This window comes from Mycobacterium sp. ITM-2016-00318 (genome assembly GCF_002968285.2).
Lineage (GTDB): Bacteria > Actinomycetota > Actinomycetes > Mycobacteriales > Mycobacteriaceae > Mycobacterium.
Map to the genome: position 1 here is coordinate 823,429 of NZ_CP134400.1, position 17,492 is coordinate 840,920.

Below are 17,492 nucleotides of genomic sequence, written 5' to 3' on the forward strand. Positions count from 1 at the left end.
AGGTAGGCGCTAATGGCCGGTGACACCGTCGGGCTGACCGACATCATCGCGCGGCTACCCGCCTTGGTCATGGACGCGCCTGTCGTTTTGCGGGGCACGCTCACGGCAGTCCTGGCCCGTGGGTCAGCCAAGCGGTCGATCGGCCGGGTCTTTCAAGAACGTGCGGCGCGCTACGGCGACCAGATTTTCATCCGCTTCGACGACGAAACGCTGAGCTACCGCGACGCCAACCACACCGTCAACCGCTACGCGGCCACGCTGGCCGAACGTGGCGTCGGTCGCGGCGACGTGGTGGGCATCATGATGCGCAATTCGCCGAGCCCGGTGCTGCTGATGCTCGCCGCGGTCAAACTCGGCGCGATCGCGGGCATGCTCAACCACAAGCAAAGCGGCAACGTGCTCGCCCACAGTGTCGGGCTCTTGGATGCCAAGGTCCTCGTCGGCGAGGACGACCTGCTCTCGGCGGTGGCCGAGTCGGGCGCGGATGTCGCAGACACGTTGACGTTGAACGAATTCGAGCGCCTCGCCGCGGACGCGCCCACCGATAACCCGAGGGTGACGTCATCGGTATTGGCCAAGGACAGGGCGTTCTTGATCTTCACCTCCGGCACCACCGGAGCACCCAAGGCCAGCGTCATGACGCACTACCGGTGGCTGCGGGCGATGGGCGGGTCCGGCGCCCTCGGCATGCGGTTGAAGCGCAGCGACACGTTGTACTGCTGCCTGCCGCTGTACCACAACACCGCCCTGACCGTCGCGGTGTCGGGCGTGATCAGCGCCGGCGCCACACTCGCTATCGGCCGGTCGTTTTCGCCCTCGCGGTTCTGGGACGAGGTGACTCACTACGAGGCCACCGCCTTCGTATACATCGGTGAGGTCTGTCGCTATCTGCTCAACCAGCCCGAGAAGGACACCGATCGCACCAACAAGGTGCGCGTGATCGGCGGCAACGGACTGCGCCCGGATATCTGGGAGGAGTTCACCGCTCGCTTCGATATCCCGCGGGTGTTCGAGTTCTACGGGGCAAGCGAAGGCAACACCGGATTCGTCAACATCTTCCACATTCCCAAGACCGCCGGCATGTGCCCTACCGCGGTGGCGTTCGTCGAATATGACCAGGAGACAGGCGAGCCGGTTCGCGGTGACGACGGCCGCGTCCGCAAGGTGCGTCGCGGCGAGCCGGGTCTTCTGCTGAGCAAGATCACGAAATCACAGCCGTTCGACGGCTACACCGACCCGGAAGCCAGTGAGAAGAAACTGGTGCGCAACGCTTTTCGTGACGGTGACGTGTGGCTCAACAGCGGCGACCTGCTGCGTCCGCAGGGTTGGCGCCATGCCGTGTTCGTCGACCGGCTCGGCGACACCTTCCGGTGGAAGGGGGAGAACGTGGCGACGACGGACGTCGAGGCCGCCGTGGCCGCCGATCCGGCCGTCGAATCGGTGACGGTCTTCGGGGTGGAGGTGCCCGGCGCCGACGGGCGCGCCGGGATGGCGGCCGTGGTGCTGGACGGAGGCAGAGAGTTCGACGGCGCCTCGCTGGCCAAGACCGTGTACGAGCACCTGCCCGGCTACGCGTTGCCGCTGTTCGTGCGGGTCGTCGATTCCCTGGAGCACACCGCAACGGTCAAGGCCAAGAAGGTCGATCTGCGCGAGCAGGGCTATGGGGCCGACGTCGACGATCCGCTCTACGTGCTCAAGGGTCGCGACGAAGGCTACGTCCGGTACTACGACGAGTACCCCGACGAAGTCGCGACCGGTGAGCGGCCTGCGGGCTGACACCGCCGCAAGATCTGCGTCACGGCGATGTGGAGGACAGATGCAGGACAGCGAGCGCGCTGGTGCCATTGCGCCGGACGATGACAACCGCAGGGGGCGAAACATCCGGAGCCCCTTGGCTATTCGGGCTCTGCCCCTTACCCAGATGCTGAGGCCGTTCACCCGGACCGGCGGTTTCTACGCTCGGTCGTGGGCGACGTACCTCGATCGTCAGCCCGACGAACTTCCGGTAGCGAGGCCTACCCTCGCGCTCGCGGCCCAGGCGTTGAGCGACGAAATCGTGCTGTTGGGCTTCCATCTGCTGCGCTCGGCGCCCGACGCAACACGGCTCGATCGCATACATCGCGAGGTGATCGCGGCACTTGAGTTCTATGGCGGGCAGGGTTGGCTTCAGGAGCCTGAGAAGTTCTTCGTTACGCCCCCACCACTGACCGACGTTTCCATCAGGAACGTCAGCAGTATGGGCCACACCTACGAGCGCATCTTCTTCGACAGCGAATACGAGCCTTCTGTGAGTGAACCAGGCCGGAACCGCTGGCTGAGCTACAGCGCGAACGCACGCGAGTACGGCCTGATGTTGCGACACCGCGAGCCGCGACCCTGGCTGGTATGTGTGCATGGCGCGGAAATGGGCCGGGCGGCACTGGATCTCAGGCTGTTTCGGGCCTGGCATCTGCATCAGACTCTCGGCTTGAATGTCGTGCTACCCGTGCTGCCGATGCACGGCCCCCGCGCACGGGGGCTACCAAAAGGTGCCGCGTTTCCCAGTGAGGATGTTCTCGACAACGTCCATGGTGTCGCTCAGGCGGTGTGGGGCATCCGGCGGCTGTTGTCCTGGATCCGGTCAGAGGACGCTGTCTCACCGATCGGGCTAAACGGCATCTCGCTCGGGGGATACCTCACATCGATGATCGCCAGCTTGGAGGACGGCCTCAGCTGTGCGATCGTCAGCATTCCGCTGGCCGATCTGGTGGAGCTGGTCGCCCGCCATGCCGGTGTCAGCGACTACCTCGACCTACAACAGATGTTGACGTCGGCCAAGCCCATCAGCCGCATGATCTCACCGCTTGGGCTGACTCCCCGCGTGCCGATGCAGGGCCGTTTCATATGTGCTGGCATCGCCGACAGGTTGGTGCACCCGCGCGACGAAGCGACCCGGCTCTGGGAGCACTGGGACAGGCCCGAGATCTGCTGGTTCCCGGGAAGCCACACCGGATTCTTCCGCTCGCGAGCGGTACAGCGATTCATCGACGGTGCGCTGGAGAAGTCGGGGCTCGGCGCCGCAGGGCAGGAAACCCTGTAGGGCTGACTAGTGCCTCCCTGCGCTGAAGCTGCCTGCGCGCAAGGATGTCACGACTGGGTTTCACTTTCATATTGCCGGGCGCGGGACGGAACGTGGGTCCCCGATGCGCGACACGCTATGGGCCTGCAATCGCCATATGAGGTAAGCCCATGAACGTGGATCAGTGCCGTGCCACGGTGTTCCTGCACGAGCCGCTCAGACAGTCGCTCGCAACATGGTTGGGCGGCAAAGAGGTTGCGTCGATGCAACGCTGCGCGCTCAACGGCGGTCACCGTGGTGAGCACCTTGGATCTCCCGATGCGGAGGGCAGGGCCTCGTTTCGCTGGGACGAATGTGGATTCCACATCGGGTCGGCCCAGAAGCAACGGGGAGGGCTGTTCGCGTCATGGCCCGAATCAGCATCCACCGCACGAGCGGCGGCATCCACGGGAATGTCCACGACAACGCGGCCCACAGGAGGCCGCCATGCCGCTGATGCCGACCCACCCGACGAATCGAATAGGCAAACCCAGGCGCTATGGGCGCTGACCGCCGCGGTCGAGCGACTGACCGATGTGGTTTCAGCTGCGGGCGACCGGGGGGTTCCGAATGGCCGAGGCGGGCCCACCCCTTTATGACCACCCCGGTGCCGCTGGAGGAGTTCGAACAGCGCTAAGCGCGATTCGACAACGTCCATGGTGTCGCTCAGGCGGTGTGGGACATCCGGCGGCTGTTGTCCTGGATCCGGTCACAAGACGCTGACTCACCGATCGGGTTGAACGGCATCTCGCTCGGGGGATACCTCACATCGATGATCGCCAGCCTGGAGGACGGCCTCAGCTGTGCGAGGAATCTATGCGATTGGGAACGTGACCGACCGCGTACCGTCATTGCATGACGACACAGGAGGCGAGCGGGGTAACCCCGACGACCGACGAAGACAGGGCGATCGCCACCCTCACCATCGCGTTCAGCAGCGATCCAGTCGCTCGCTGGTTCCTTCCTGATGCAGGTCACTACCTCACGTACTGGCCCCCGTTCGTCAGGGCATTCGCCGGGAGTGCCCTGACCGCCGATACAGCCGACTCGATCGCAGACTGCGGAGGTGTCGCCCTGTGGCTGCCACCCGACGTCGAGCCGGACAGCGAAGCAATGGCCGCCATCGCGGCCGAGGCCGTACCGGAGTCCGACCATGAAGAGGTCTTCGGCGTCTTGGGGCAGATGGGCGGTTACCATCCCGCCGAACGCCATTGGTACCTCCCCGTGATGGGCGTCGACGTGGCGAAGCAGGGCGTCGGGCTCGGCTCGGCACTGCTCCGCCACGCAGCAGAGCGTTGCGACCGGGACGGCCTGCCCGCCTACCTCGAAGCAACAAACCCTCGCAACAAGCGCCTCTACGCAGCCCACGGGTTCGAGGAACTCGGCGTCATCCAAGTCGGCGCTTCGCCCCCCATCTGGCCTATGTTGCGCAAGCCCCATTGAACTGCCAAACGCGGATCAACGGGAGCAATTCGTGGCCAGCCGAGATCTGCGGAAAAGTGCGGGTCCTTGTTGGCGCGACCATGAGTGGGTGTGCACGCCGGTTGATGCCCCCGCCGTGTGATGTGATCACCGTCGTCATGAGGTGACGCTCGGAGTTTGGGGCAACGTGATCGTGTGTTGACCCACGGGGACTGCCACCGGCGAGCCGGTCGGCTGACCGTCGAGCAGCACCGTGGTGCCGGGCGGCAGCGCGGCGAGCTTGATCCGCGTGAGCGTATCGGTCACCACGTTGATGGTCGACGTCGACAACGGCGCGAGCCCTGCCCTGGTGACATCCACCGTGAGGCCAGCGACGTGAGAGAGATTGAGCGCCAGCGACGGCAACGGGTCGACGGCCGGCCCGATGCGCCAGAGCAGTTCGGTGTACAGCCCGGGTGTGAGGTCGAGATCGGGTTCGAATCCGCGACGACGCCGCGTGGTGCGCGTGGGGTCCGGCCTCGCGTGAGACCTCGCATCGACGGAGGCCCTTTCCCCTCGCCTGGTCGCGATGTCCGGGTCGGCCGTCAGGTCTGACAGCCACCAGACCTGGTGCGGCCCGATGCCGAGGTCATGGCGCACCAGTTGCGGATACCACGTGAAGGTGATGTGTCCGGGGTCGCCCTGCCGCAGCCCGGTGCCCATGTGCGACACCGGATCGTCGAAGTCGTCTTTGAACACCCACCCGATATGGTCCTCGGTCGGATAGACGGTGAAGCGGTAGCGGTAGGCGAGCCGGTCGAGCTCGTGCACCTGGAACAAGACCGAGGAAAACGGCACCAACTGGTCGAGAACGCCGTGGGCGATGACGAACGGAAGCCACCGCGCATTGACGAGCAGCCGCAAGGTGTCGCCCTCGCGCGCGCAGTGCGAGGCCGGATCCAGGTTGCCCGGAATGGTCACGTCGGGCAGCAACTTCACACCGCACGCGGGTGGGCCGGCCAGCACGACCGCCTGGGCGAACACTTCCGGATAGGCCAGCGCCAGCCTGTAGGTCCCGTAGCCACCCATCGAGTAGCCCGCGATCACGGTGCGGTTGGGGTCGGTGCCCAACTGCTCGGCCACCCGCGCCCACACCTCCCACAGGTCGAGTTCGCCCTCGTCGAGATACCAGCACGACGGACCGCGCGCCAGCGGCGTCACCACCACCGAATCCCGGTCCTCGCAGATCTGGTGCAACAGCCGCGGTCCGATGGCGGCGAACTGGTTCTGGCCCAACGCCAGTGAGTGCAGCAGCAGCGTCAGCGGCAATGTGCGGCCGGGGGCGTACGTCGAGGGAAGACACACCGAGTAGGGCTGCACCCGGCCGAGGAACACGGGGTCGGTGCTCAACAGCCCGGTGTCGGCGACGCCCTGTCCCAGCTCGATCGACGAGACATACCACCGGGTCGAGGTGCCTCTGAGGACGGGCTCCTCGGTGGTTATGTGAGCGGCAAGGTCACTCCACGGGACGGCCAGCGAGAACTGGGACACGTCGCCGTCGGCCAGGGCGTCGGCCTGTGCTGCATCCGACCAGAAGTTCAGGTGCGGCTTCTCCTGGTGATGGGTGCGGAAAGCGACGTTGTAGACGTTCGGCTGCCCGGGCTTGGCGCCGCGGCTCAGAGGAACGCCTTCGAACCCGTCGCCCACGTCGTTGGCGAGCCCGGCCGCCAGCCGGATCGTCCAGGTGCCGGTGGGCTCCACCAACGAGCGCGGAACCCGGGCGACGAAGGAGCGAGCCGACATGTCAACGGTGTGCTCAAGCGGTGTAGACGCATGCGTGGTGAGGTCGATCAGTCGCGCGCCCGCCGCGGAGACGAGCAGGGCCAGGTCGATACCTGCGGAGCGGACACCCGCGCCCGCGGGCCACTCGTCGGTGGTCGTCGTCGCGCGGTCGGTGTCGAACGTGAATAGCGCGATGGGCACGGACGGGTCGAGCAGCGTGTTCCAGTCGACGCGCCACCAGGTATCGGTCTCGGTGAGCCCGACGGCGGCCCGGAAGATGTCGGCGCCATTGCGGGCGGCGGGCCCGTCGGGATAGGTGTACGTGCCGCGCGGTGGCGCCCCGCCGCCCGGAAGGCTGAGCCGGACGCCGTCGGCACCATGGTCGTCGTACAAGAAGTCGGTCCAGAACAGTGCGCCGCCTGCGAAGCGGCCGGTGCCGCAGGTGCGCGGAAACTCCTCGCCGAACGGCCATCCGGCCGGTGCGGGAAGTTCGGGCTCGGGTCGCAACGCGGCGGCGGGCACCCCTTCGGGCATTCCGGCTACGACGAACAGCTCCGACGGCGGTGCGGGCGAGTCCGGCCGGACGCCGTTCAACACCGCGTCGGCGATGCCGCGCCCGACGCGAAAGGGCAGGAGGGCCAGGTCGACCAATGACATGACTTCACGATATGGGCCGTCGACCCGGGTAGGTAACCCAACTTCGGCGGCCAATTCTGTTTGTGATCGAAAATTGTTGGTATTCCGTGCAATTGGTTTCGATCAATGACCATTGGTCCTAGCATCGGAGTATGGAACGACTCAGCGGACTCGACGCGAGTTTCCTCTACATCGAAAGTTCCGACCAGCCTCTGCATGTCTGTTCGATCCTCGAATTGGACACGTCATCGATGCCCGACGGTTACACCTTCGATCGGCTGCGCGACGACCTGGCCACCAGGATCGCCGCCATCCCCGAGTTCCGGGCAAAGCTGGCCGACAGCCAGCTCAACCTGGACTATCCGGTGTGGGTCGACGACGACGAGTTCGACCTCGATCGCCATCTGCTCCGCATCGAACTGCCCGCACCGGGCGGACGCCGGGAGCTGGCGCAGATCTGCGGGCACATCGCATCGTCGCCACTGGATCGCGACAGGCCGCTGTGGGAGATGTGGGTGATCGACGGTATCGCCGACACCGACCCGCGCGCGGGTGGACTGTTGGCGGTGATGACCAAGGTCCATCACGCCGCGGTGGACGGGGTGAGCGGCGCCAACCTGTTCGCGCAACTGTGCAGCGCCGAGCCCGACATGCCGCCGCCGGAACCGGTCGAGGGTGCGGGTGGTGCCGGTCCGATACAGATCGCGGCGGGTGGGCTGATGAGGTTCGCCTCGCGGCCGTGGCAGTTGGCCAACCTTCTGCCGACGACGCTCGCCACGGTCGCGAAGACGCTGGGGCGTGCGCGCAACGGCCTGACCATGGCGGCGCCGTTCGCGGCACCGGCGACCCGTTTCAACACTTCGGTCACCGCCGAGCGCAACATCGCGTTGGCCCAGCTGAACCTGGACGACGTCAAGAAGGTCAAGGACCGCTTCGAGGTCACGATCAATGACGTAGTGATGGCGCTGTGCGCGTCGACGCTTCGATGGTTCTTGAGCGATCACGACGAGCTGCCCGAGCGGTCCTTGGTGGCGATGGTGCCGGTGTCGGTGCACGACAGGTCCGACCGGCCGGGGCACAACCAGTTGTCGGGGATGTTCTGCAACCTGGAGACGCACATCGCTGACCCCGCGGATCGGTTGCGGGCGATCGCCCGGTCGGATGCCGCCGCCAAGAATCACAGCTCGGCGATCAGCCCGACGCTGTTGCAGGACTGGGCGCAATTGGCTGCGCGCGCGGTGTTCGGAGGCGTTTTCCGGCTTGTCGCGGACTCATCGCTGATCGGAAACCCGGTGCACAACCTCATCGTGTCGAATGTGCCGGGGCCGCAGGCGACGCTGTACTTCCTCGGCTGCGAAGTCGACGCGATGTATCCACTGGGCCCGCTGTTCCACGGGTGCGGGCTCAACATCACGGTGATGTCGCTGGACGGCAAGTTGAATGTGGGCGTCATCTCCTGCCCGGACCTGGTGCCCGACCTGTGGCGGCTGGCCGACGACTTCGATGTTGCGCTCGAGGAATTGCTTGAATGCAAGGTTCCGGTGCGCAGGTGAAACCGTTTCAGCGGAAGCGGGTTGCGGCCTAGCGGGTTGAGTAGAACGGGTCTGGGGAAGTCCCTCGTGGTGAGCATGGCGGCGAAGGCCCTCGCCAAAGTCGTGAACCCATCGCATGGGTCTGCGCCAGACCGCCTCCGCGACGCCGTGTCGGGGGCGACCGTCCTGGTCACCGGCGCGTCGTTCGGTATCGGTGAGGCCACCGCACGCAAACTCGCGGGCGCCGGAGCGACCGTGCTGCTGGCGGCTCGGTCGGGCGACAAGCTCGACGAGCTGGTGCGGGACATCGACGCGGGCGGCGGGCACGCAGTCAGTTATCCCGCCGATCTGAGCGACGAGGCCGCCGCCACCGCGTTGGCGAAGCGCATCGTCGACGAGCACGGTGCGCCGGACATCGTGGTGAGCAACGCCGGCAAGTCCATCCGGCGGTCGCTGCATCACCAGTACGAACGACCGCAGGACTTTCACCGCACGATCGGCATCAATTATCTCGGTCCCATCTGGTTGCTGCTGGGATTGCTGCCGGCGATGCGGGAGCGTGGGACGGGGCACATCGTGAATGTCTCGAGCGTTGGTGTCCGCGTCCCGCCGGGTCCGCGGTGGGGCGCCTATCAGGCGTCGAAGGGCGCGTTCGACATGTGGCTGCGCAGCGTCGCAGCGGAGTTGCACGCCGACGGCATCGACGTCACGTCGATCTATATGGCGCTGATCCATACCCGGATGATGGAGCCGACGGAGAGTCTGCGCCACGTTCCCGGGCTGTCTCCCGACGAAGCGGCGGACATCATCGCCAAGGCGATCATCGAACGACCTCGGACGATCGCGCCGTGGTGGTTGTGGCCTGCCGAAGTGACTACGGTGCTTCTGCGGACGCCGGTGGAGCGCGTGACGCAGGTGTGGTGGCGGCGGCGCGCTCGGCATTCGGACGAGCGCGATCGATGACAGAACGGTTGGTGACGACGGGCTTGCGGGCCTTGATGCGCTCGCGGCTGATGGTGCCGCCCGGGCCGACGGCGATGCTCCGCCTTGGTCGCGAGGTTGCCCGCGGGCGCACGAACCTAGCGACCTTGCTGGGGATGGGCGCCGCCCGCTGGCCGAATCGGACAGCGGTGATCGACGACGAGGGTGACATCAGCTATCGCGAATTACTCTTGTGCACAAAGAGTCTCGCCGATGAGCTGCAACTCCGCGGCAGCGGCCCGGGGCACGCGGTCGGAGTCCTGTGCCGCAACGGGCGGGCTTTCGTCGCCGCTGTTTTCGCTGGAGCCATGGTCGGAACCGACGTAGTGCTGCTGAACACGGAGTTCCAGGCCGAGTCGCTGGCCGCCGCGCTTCGCAGTCACCGGATCGGACTGGTTGTCTGTGACAGCGAGTTCGCTCCGCTCGTGCGTGACGCGGACGACGGGGTCACGGTGGTCGATGCAGCGGACGTCGATGTGCGCGAGGGTGTGCGGCCTGCTGTGGCGGCGGCCGGCCGAATCGTCCTGCTGACCTCCGGCACGACCGGCGCACCGAAAGGCGTGCCCCGTCAGCCGAAAATCCGGATGGCATTGGGCATCGGCGCATCGATCCTCGACCGCACGGGGCTTCGGATCGGGTCACGAATCTCGGTTCCGGTGCCGATGTTTCACGGCCTGGGGTTCGGCATGCTAATGCTAACCCTGGGTCTTGGCGGCACTGTGCTCACCGGTCGGCGCTACGACGCCGAAGCCACACTGGTTCAGGCCTCGCAACATCGCGCCGACGCGTTGACTGTTGTGCCGGTCATGCTTGCGCGCATTCTGGACCTGAACAAAGACGTACGAACGCGACATCTGTTGCCGTCGCTACGAGTCGTGGTATCGAGCGGGGCCCGGCTTGATCCGAGCCTGGCCAGGCGGTTCTCGGAGGCCTACGGCGACATCATCTACAACGGTTACGGTTCTTCGGAAGTCGGGATCGGTTCTCTCGCAACGCCGATGGACCTCAAGGAGGCACCGGAGACGGTGGGCAGGCCCGTTGTCGGCTGCGCGGTGCGGATCCTCGACGAGCACGGCGGGGTTTCCGGTCCGGAGGTGACAGGGCGAGTTTTCGTCGGCGGCGACTTGACGTTCGAGGGATACACGGGCGGCGAAAGCAAGGACGTCGTCGGCGACATGATGGACACCGGCGACATGGGCTACCTGGACCGGGTGGGACGGTTGTTCATCGTCGGCCGTGGCGACGACATGATCGTGTCCGGGGGAGAGAACGTCTACCCGCGCGCGGTCGAGAATGCGCTCGCCGCACATCCGGACGTCGCCGACAACGCGGTGATCGGCGTGCCCGACGAAGACTACGGCCAACGGCTGGCGGCATTCGTCGTGCCGCAACCCGACGCCGACGTCGACGAAGAGTCGATTCGAAAGTTTCTGAAAGACAGGGTGTCTCGCTTCGAGCAGCCCCGGGATATCAGGATTGTCGAGAAGATTCCTCGCAATCCGGCGGGCAAGGTCGTCCGGAATGACCTGGCGCCCTGACGACATCGGGCGACTCGACCGCGGCGCGGCCAGGCTGGGAAACTGTTCGATACAGGGTGAATTGCGATTGAGTCATGGAACCCGGTGCTCCGGAGTCTGGCATTCGGGGCCGAACAATGGGACCCAGTTGCCGAGATACCAGAAGCCCCATTGCCGCATGCCGCCGTCGAAGGCGGGAGTGACCGTCTGACCGCCGTACTGCAGGGAAGCCGGAGGTAAACCATCGGGCGACGGCGGGGCCACGCACGGCGATAGCAGGACGGTAGTGGACTCCCATGAGTCGGAAGTGTGCGGCCAGAACGGATCGGTCCACGGCAAGATCGGCGGTTCGCTCGGCGGGTCGGGAGGACGCGGGCACCAGAGCGGACGGCAGCCGTGACCGAAGTCGGTAGGCGAACCGTTCGGATCACCGGGGGCTGCAGTAGGCGGAGCCGTTGGGGGAGTGTTGGATGCCGGAGTGCCGGCGGGACCGGGGGCGCCCTCGATCGGCGGTGAGCCAACGGGTAGTTCGATGATCGGTGGAGCACTGCCCGTTTGATCGGCCCCCGGCTCGCTGTGCATCCCGGCGGCATCAAGACCGCGGTGGCGCGCAATGCGACGGTCTCCGACGGCGAGGATGCGGCAACGTTCGCGGAGTTCTTCGACAAGTACCTGGCGCTGCATTCGCCGGAGATGGCCGCGGCGACGATAGTCGAGGTGTGCGCAATGGCCGTGCGCGGGTGGTGATCGGCTGGGAGGCCAAAGCCCTCGACGTGCTGGCGCGGCTCACCGGGTCGGGCAATCAGCAGGTCATGGCCACCGGGGTTCGGCGGCTCTTCCCGTGGGCCAACAGGCGCTGACCGCTCAGCCGAGGTCGTCGAGACTGCGGACAGATCGCAATGTCGCCGAAATTTGCGATCTCCCCGCAGTTTCGGGTTTTTACCACTGCGGGGTAGCGGGCTAGCGATCCCATGGGAGACCATGAGGAATGGCAGGCCACGTGGACGTGCGGGCGTACGCCGAGCTCAACGACTTCGTGCGACCCGAGTCGCGTGGTCTGACCGTCCGCCGGTCGTTCCGAACTCATCAGACAGTCAAAGACGTTCTCGAGGCGATGGGCATTCCGCACACCGAGGTGGACCTCATCGTGGTGAATGGGCACGCCGAGGACTTCACGCACCGCCCGGCTCCCGGCGACCGCATCGCCGCCTACCCGATGTTCGAAGCGATCGACATCGGATCCACGGCCCGGCTGCGTCCGGTCCCGCTGCGCGATCCGCGCTTCGTCGTCGACGTCAACCTGGGTCGACTGGCGTGGCTGCTGCGACTGCTCGGGTTTGACGTGGTGTGGTCGAGTGATGCCGACGACGAGACCCTGGTTGATACCAGCCTCACTCAGCGGCGCATCTTGCTAACCCGAGACCGCGCCCTGTTGAAGCGCCGCATCCTTACGCACGGCGTGTTCGTCCACTCTGACGAACCCGAGGAGCAGACGCTCGAGGTGATACGGCGTCTGGATCTAAGTGACCGGCTCGCGCCGCCCGGCCGCTGCCTGCGCTGCAACGGTGAGCTGGTCGGGGTTGCGAAGGCAGAGGTTGTCGATCGCCTCGAACCGTTGACCCGCAGGTACTACACCGATTTCAGTCGGTGCGCCGACTGTGACCGGATCTACTGGCGCGGGTCACACCATGCACGGATGGTCAAATTCGTCGAACGGCTCCGCTGCCGGTTGAGCGACGCGACGTAAGGCCCGGTCAGGCCATCTCGGGCACACGCAGGTGGGCGAGTGCCAACTCGAAGTCGCACTGGTCGAGTACCTCCGCGTCTGCGTCCCGGCTGCCCGTGGCTTTGATCCTGTCCAGCTGGTCCTTGTTCTGCTCGATCGCTTCGGCGTTGTCGAAGGTCGCCGCGGCCACTCCGCGACCGGAGGCCCGGTCGACGAGCAGGCTGGCACTACAGAATCCCTCTAGTTCCTCGAGAGCGGGCATGATGGTCGCCTTGTAGAACTCGATGCCTCCGTCGAGTTGATCCGGATCGACTTTGACCCAGGTGGCTCGAACGCAGGCGCCCTCACCCGCGCGGTGCTCGCGGTGCATGACAGCGATCTCCCATTCCTCTATTTGGGCGCCACCACCGAATAGCTCCGCGGCCCGATCCCGCATCGGCCGCAGGGTCCCCGCGCTCGCGCGCATTGCCTCCTCGGACTCCCAGGCGCTGGTGGCAATGCAGCGGCCAGACCTCCGGTCGACCAATAAGGACAGGCCGACGCACCCGTCGACGGCCTCGATCGCGGGCATCACCTTATCGCGCATGTGCGTAATACCGGCGTCGATAGATGTGGGCTGCGCCTGGATTGTGGTGCTTCGTGCATACATGATCTGCCTCCGTTGTATGTGGGGCAGCGTCTCGACGGCGCCGCCGGACCACTTCATCGTCCTCCCACGAGCAACGCGTGGCAACGGGTGGCGGCTGTCAACCTGTGGCAATTTCTGATTCGCTGAAACCCGCTGCGCACCCGAGCAATACGTCCTTCGCAATCAAGCACAACTAATGATTACTGGGGTCAGGTGGTGGTGACGGCGACCGCCAGACGCGAGTTGAATTCACGCGCAAGAACAGAGATCGTCGACTCGATGCAGTTAGTCGGGCGCCACGTCCGGGTCGGGGTCGGCGGCGCTCCCGGATGCAGCACTGCTGGCAGGTCGCAGCCGGGCGATGATGCCGTCGAGGTCGCGGATGAACATGTCGGACCGGAAGACGTGGCCGCCGGGGACCTCATGCGATTCATGCGGGATGCCAGCCTCGCGGAGGCGTTCGCGGAACTCCCGCTGGCCGGCGAGCACCTGTGTTTCGTTCACGCTGTCGAACCAGTTGAGCGGGTCCGGACTGGTACCGGCGACCAGGAAGATCCGCTTGTTTCGGTAGCTTTCGATCCGCTCGACCGGGTTGTCGGCGGTGACCCTGGCCTGGTCCCAGTTCGGCGCGCCGTACACCGTGCCGCCGCCCAGGTCCAGGACCGCCGACGTGATGTTTGCCCAGTGCACGACCAGGCCGAAGTCTCGGCGCAGACTCGCCGGGCCGGAGTGGCTGCTCACCGAGGCGAAGTGGCCGTAGTACTTGGCTGCGTACTTGAGCGCACCGAAGCCACCCATGGAGAACCCGGAGACCGCACGGCCGTCGTACTCGGCGAACGTTCGGAAGTTCGCCTCGATCCACGGGAGCAGCTGGGCGATGTGGAAAGTCTCCCAGTTCCTCGGGCCGACGAACGAGCTGACCGGGTTGGAGTACCAGCCCGCGTGCCCGCCGTCGGGCATCACGACGATGATCGGCTTTCCGGCGGTCAGATTGCGGATACCCAGAAAGTCGAACTGGCGGAAATCATCATTGCCGCCGTGAAACATGTAGAGGACGGGATATCTGAGACCGCTGGTGCGGTATCCATCGGGAAGCAGGACGTTTACACCGGGGTTCCAGCCGATCGCCGAGGTCTGGAACCGGTAGTACCACAGGCGGGGGTCATTCTCATTGCGGTCCACGATCCGCAGGCCGAACCCGTCGCTGCGCCCGACGAATATGACCAGGACCCGCCCGACGTTGATGGAGTTGGGATTCGGGACGCCGTTGACGGTGGCGATGAGCGGATAAAGCGTGGCGTCTCCATAGAAGCGCTGTGCCAAACCGGACAGTGTGTCTCCCGCGACAACGGTGTATCTCGTGATTTCTGGGATGATCAGCCGTTGCCCTGCCGTGATGGCGGCGGATTCGGCGATCCCGCTGGCGGTGGCGATCAGCCAATCCAGTTGCGCGTCACCGTAGAAGCGCTGTGCCAAACCGGACAGCGTGTCTCCCGCGACAACGGTGTATCTCGTGAAGTCGGGCATGATCAACCGTTGCCCTACATTGATGACGTTGGGATCAGCGATCCCGCTGGCGGTGGCGATCAGCCGATACAGCTCCGCGTCCCCATAGAAGCGCAGCGCCAGTGCCGACAGCGTTTCCCCCGCGACGACAGTATGTGTTCTGACCATTCGAACCCCTCCTTCAGTTGCAACTGGCTCTGGTACCACAGCCGTAGACCGAGAATTGTCGGTGTGTTTGCACTGATAGGGCGGTGACTGCGGCACCTTTCCAATCTTTTTGAGGACTGCCGAAAGTAATGATGCCGCAACCGCTGTAACCGCGGACTGAGATTTACAGGTGGGAGCGGAGGAATCTCAAAACATCGTCTGCGGCGGCGAATCCGCCGCGGTGGCTTTTCATCGGGCATCACGATCAGCTCGACATTGGACGGGTAGCTGACGGCCTGCTTGGCAAGGGGTAAACGCGTGGCGGGGACTTCGGCGCGATCTTGACGTGTCGGTGCCTGGTGCTATCCATATTGCGGTACGCCGAGATGGAGGTAGTCATCGTCAGGGACAGTTGGTGCTGGGTCCGGTGACGGTGGATTTTCAGCGGACATTGCGAATCCCGGCAGTCGCTCGGTGTCGATGTCGTGCAGCACCACCCGCGTCGAGCTCAGCTCCGGGAACGACAGGATATCGCCGAGCAGTTCGCGGGTGAACTCGACGCTGCCCGCGCCGATGATGACGACGGTGGTTTCACTGCACCGTCCGGCGTTCGGCGGTTGTCGGCGTATCGGCGACGACGGCTTCGGTGAGGGCCTCGCCGCGCTTCTCATCGCTGTAGACCATCAGCGTCGAGCCGACGAGCGCCAGGACGATGCCGATCGCTCCGTACGGCGTGGGCAAGGTCTGGTAAGCGATCAGCGAGATGGTGACGGTCAGTGCAGGCGCGAGCGCATTCGTCGTCGGTGCCACGATCGACGCCTTGCCGCGGGCGAGCGCCATCACGAGGAACAGCGCGCCCACCGCGTTGAGCACCTGGGTTCCTGCCGTCAATGCGGGTGCCTGCCAGGGGAAGTCGGTGGGGAGGCCGCCGGCCATGATCAGCGCAACCGGGATCAGCGCCAGCGCGGTGATCGTCATCCAGCCGAACGTGGTGGCTTCGTTGACGCCGATCGTCGCGGCCTTACGCATGAAGTAGGCCTGCACGCCCCACGCCACGCAGATCAGGATCGCCAGCAGCAGCCACGGACCCTTCGATTCCTCGTCCTCGCCGCCGGTGATGGTGAACAACACGATGGCGGTCAGCGCAAAGACGAGCCCGACGACGGCAAGAGGCCTGAGCCGTTCGCGCAGAAGCACCATCGCCATCAGGACGGTGATCGCGGGGGAGATCGAGATGATCGGGAAGATGAGGTACGCCGGACCCATCGTCAGCGCCTGGAACAGGATCAGCTGGCCGCCTGCGCCGGTGAGCCCGATCAGCAGGCCGTAAATCGTCGCGGCCGGGCGGCGGTCCCACTTCTGGCCGCGCAAGATGAAGGCGGCGGGGATGAGCATCGTCAGCGCCCAGATGCTGTAGATCATCTCGTCGGGGTAGTCGTACTTCGTTGCGGGCAGAGCGGAGAACGCGCCCCAGACACCCCAGAACAGGATGAGCAGGGCGGCGTAGAAGATCCAGCTGCGGGTCTGCGTCGTCTTGGCAGTGGTTTCAGTCATGATCATTCACCTCGTCGATTGGTTCTCGGAAAGTTGTTGTATGGCAACCGCACTCAGTGCATGTCCGCTGTGTTTGGCGGCGTACAGCGCGGCGCCCACGGCTGGATCGAGCCGCGGAGTCTGGAGGTCGTACTTGGCGGGAGCGCTCTGCATCGCGGTGACGAACAGTTCGAGATAGCCCTCGTGCTTGAACATGCCGCCGGAGTAGGACACAGGCACGGACTCCTCGTCGGTGAATTTGATCAGAGTCCGGGTGGTCTCGATCAGCAAGACGAGCTCGTCGACCGCCGCGGACAGGATGCGCTGGGAGGCCTCGTCGCCGGCGTCCGCGGCTTCGCAGATCGTGGTGGCCAGGGCGGCGATCTTGCTGCGGTTGCCCTTCCACGTGTCGATCACCAGGCTGACGACGTCGAGATCACCGTCGACCTCGAGGCGCTCCATGAGCATCGCGTGCAGCGGGCCGTGTGGCATGCGGCCGTCGCTCATTCGGGAGAACGCGTTGAGCCCTTGTGCGGCAATCCAATAGGCCGAACCCTCGTCTCCGAACAGTTCGCCCCAGCCGCCGACCCGTCGGCCGACGCCTTGGCGTTCGCCGTAGGTCATCGACCCGGTGCCGCTGATGACGTTGATGCCGTCTTCGCCGGCGAGCGAGCCGGCCCAGCCGCACACCATGTCGTTGTCGCAGCTGTACCGGTCGTGGCCGAGCACGCCTCGCGGAACCGCGTTGAGCTGTTCGATGTCGCCACTGGCCTCGCCGTAGCCGGGCAGTCCGAAGAACGCGGCGTCGATATCGTCGGGCTTGATGTCGGCCTGGGTGCAGATGTCCGTAACACCCTGCGCGAGAGATTTTTCGACGACCTCGAAGCCGTCGTTGAAGTAGTACGAGGCCGGCGCGGTGGCGCGGGCGATGACGCGTCCGGTGTCGTCAATGAGCGCGAACGCGGTCTTCGAGCCGCCGCCGTCAACCCCGAGATAACGGGCCATC

The 17,492-nt window shown here is 65.5% G+C and carries 13 protein-coding genes and 2 pseudogenes; 9 read left to right on the plus strand and 6 right to left on the minus strand.

The window, feature by feature from the left end; translation table 11 throughout:
- Window positions 1-12 precede the first annotated feature (12 nt).
- The 4 genes and pseudogenes from fadD6 (at window position 13) to C6A82_RS04080 (ending at window position 4,540) form a co-directional block, all read left to right on the plus strand.
- Window positions 13-1,776 (plus strand): long-chain-acyl-CoA synthetase FadD6, encoded by a 1,764-nt coding sequence (gene fadD6, locus C6A82_RS04065; RefSeq protein ID WP_105348243.1) that lies wholly within the window; start codon window positions 13-15, stop codon window positions 1,774-1,776.
- Between the two features lie 145 nt (window positions 1,777-1,921).
- The gene (locus tag C6A82_RS04070; protein WP_233217121.1) at window positions 1,922-3,079 is read left to right on the plus strand and encodes a S9 family peptidase; all 1,158 of its coding nucleotides are present in this window, start codon (window positions 1,922-1,924) and stop codon (window positions 3,077-3,079) included.
- A gap of 664 nt (window positions 3,080-3,743) precedes the next feature.
- Window positions 3,744-3,905: pseudogene (locus C6A82_RS04075) on the plus strand (hypothetical protein); the annotation flags it as partial.
- A 47-nt stretch (window positions 3,906-3,952) separates the two neighbouring features.
- Window positions 3,953-4,540 carry a GNAT family N-acetyltransferase gene (locus tag C6A82_RS04080; RefSeq protein WP_311101673.1) on the plus strand — a complete coding sequence of 196 codons (588 nt, stop codon included), beginning with the start codon at window positions 3,953-3,955 and terminating at the stop codon, window positions 4,538-4,540.
- Between the two features lie 135 nt (window positions 4,541-4,675).
- Here C6A82_RS04080 and C6A82_RS04085 read toward each other — a convergent pair whose 3' ends face one another.
- On the minus strand, window positions 4,676-6,937 hold the full coding sequence (locus C6A82_RS04085) for an alpha/beta hydrolase-fold protein (RefSeq protein ID WP_105341956.1): 2,262 nt from the start codon (window positions 6,935-6,937) through the stop codon (window positions 4,676-4,678).
- A gap of 131 nt (window positions 6,938-7,068) precedes the next feature.
- Between C6A82_RS04085 and C6A82_RS04090 the strand changes: the two genes are divergently transcribed.
- The 5 genes and pseudogenes from C6A82_RS04090 (at window position 7,069) to C6A82_RS04110 (ending at window position 12,693) form a co-directional block, all read left to right on the plus strand.
- Complete coding sequence (locus tag C6A82_RS04090) at window positions 7,069-8,469, plus strand: wax ester/triacylglycerol synthase family O-acyltransferase (RefSeq protein ID WP_105341958.1); 1,401 nt, start codon at window positions 7,069-7,071, stop codon at window positions 8,467-8,469.
- A 75-nt stretch (window positions 8,470-8,544) separates the two neighbouring features.
- Window positions 8,545-9,411 carry an SDR family NAD(P)-dependent oxidoreductase gene (locus C6A82_RS04095; protein WP_105341959.1) on the plus strand — a complete coding sequence of 289 codons (867 nt, stop codon included), beginning with the start codon at window positions 8,545-8,547 and terminating at the stop codon, window positions 9,409-9,411.
- The gene (locus tag C6A82_RS04100; RefSeq protein WP_311101674.1) at window positions 9,408-10,967 is read left to right on the plus strand and encodes an AMP-binding protein; all 1,560 of its coding nucleotides are present in this window, start codon (window positions 9,408-9,410) and stop codon (window positions 10,965-10,967) included. Before C6A82_RS04095 ends, C6A82_RS04100 begins: the two co-directional genes overlap by 4 nt.
- A 555-nt stretch (window positions 10,968-11,522) precedes the next feature.
- Window positions 11,523-11,806: pseudogene (locus C6A82_RS04105) on the plus strand (acetoin dehydrogenase); the annotation flags it as partial.
- Window positions 11,807-11,934: 128 nt separating this feature from the next.
- Window positions 11,935-12,693: a Mut7-C RNAse domain-containing protein gene (locus C6A82_RS04110; RefSeq protein WP_105345457.1), complete on the plus strand. Its 759-nt coding sequence runs from the start codon at window positions 11,935-11,937 to the stop codon at window positions 12,691-12,693.
- Window positions 12,694-12,700: 7 nt separating this feature from the next.
- On the opposite strand, the gene C6A82_RS04115 is transcribed toward C6A82_RS04110, so the two are convergent.
- The 5 genes from C6A82_RS04115 to C6A82_RS04135 all read right to left on the minus strand — a co-directional run bounded on the left by C6A82_RS04115 (window position 12,701) and on the right by C6A82_RS04135 (window position 17,491).
- Complete coding sequence (locus tag C6A82_RS04115; RefSeq protein WP_105345459.1) at window positions 12,701-13,321, minus strand: antibiotic biosynthesis monooxygenase; 621 nt, start codon at window positions 13,319-13,321, stop codon at window positions 12,701-12,703.
- Between the two features lie 264 nt (window positions 13,322-13,585).
- Complete coding sequence (locus tag C6A82_RS04120) at window positions 13,586-14,974, minus strand: alpha/beta hydrolase-fold protein (RefSeq protein WP_105345455.1); 1,389 nt, start codon at window positions 14,972-14,974, stop codon at window positions 13,586-13,588.
- Between the two features lie 341 nt (window positions 14,975-15,315).
- The gene (locus tag C6A82_RS04125; protein WP_105345454.1) at window positions 15,316-15,624 is read right to left on the minus strand and encodes a hypothetical protein; all 309 of its coding nucleotides are present in this window, start codon (window positions 15,622-15,624) and stop codon (window positions 15,316-15,318) included.
- Window positions 15,545-16,507: a DMT family transporter gene (locus C6A82_RS04130; protein ID WP_233216935.1), complete on the minus strand. Its 963-nt coding sequence runs from the start codon at window positions 16,505-16,507 to the stop codon at window positions 15,545-15,547. Before C6A82_RS04130 ends, C6A82_RS04125 begins: the two co-directional genes overlap by 80 nt.
- 6 nt (window positions 16,508-16,513) lie before the next feature.
- A complete protein-coding gene (locus C6A82_RS04135; protein ID WP_105345450.1) occupies window positions 16,514-17,491 on the minus strand; it encodes an N-acetylglucosamine kinase in 978 nt (325 codons plus the stop codon).
- Window position 17,492 lies beyond the last annotated feature (1 nt).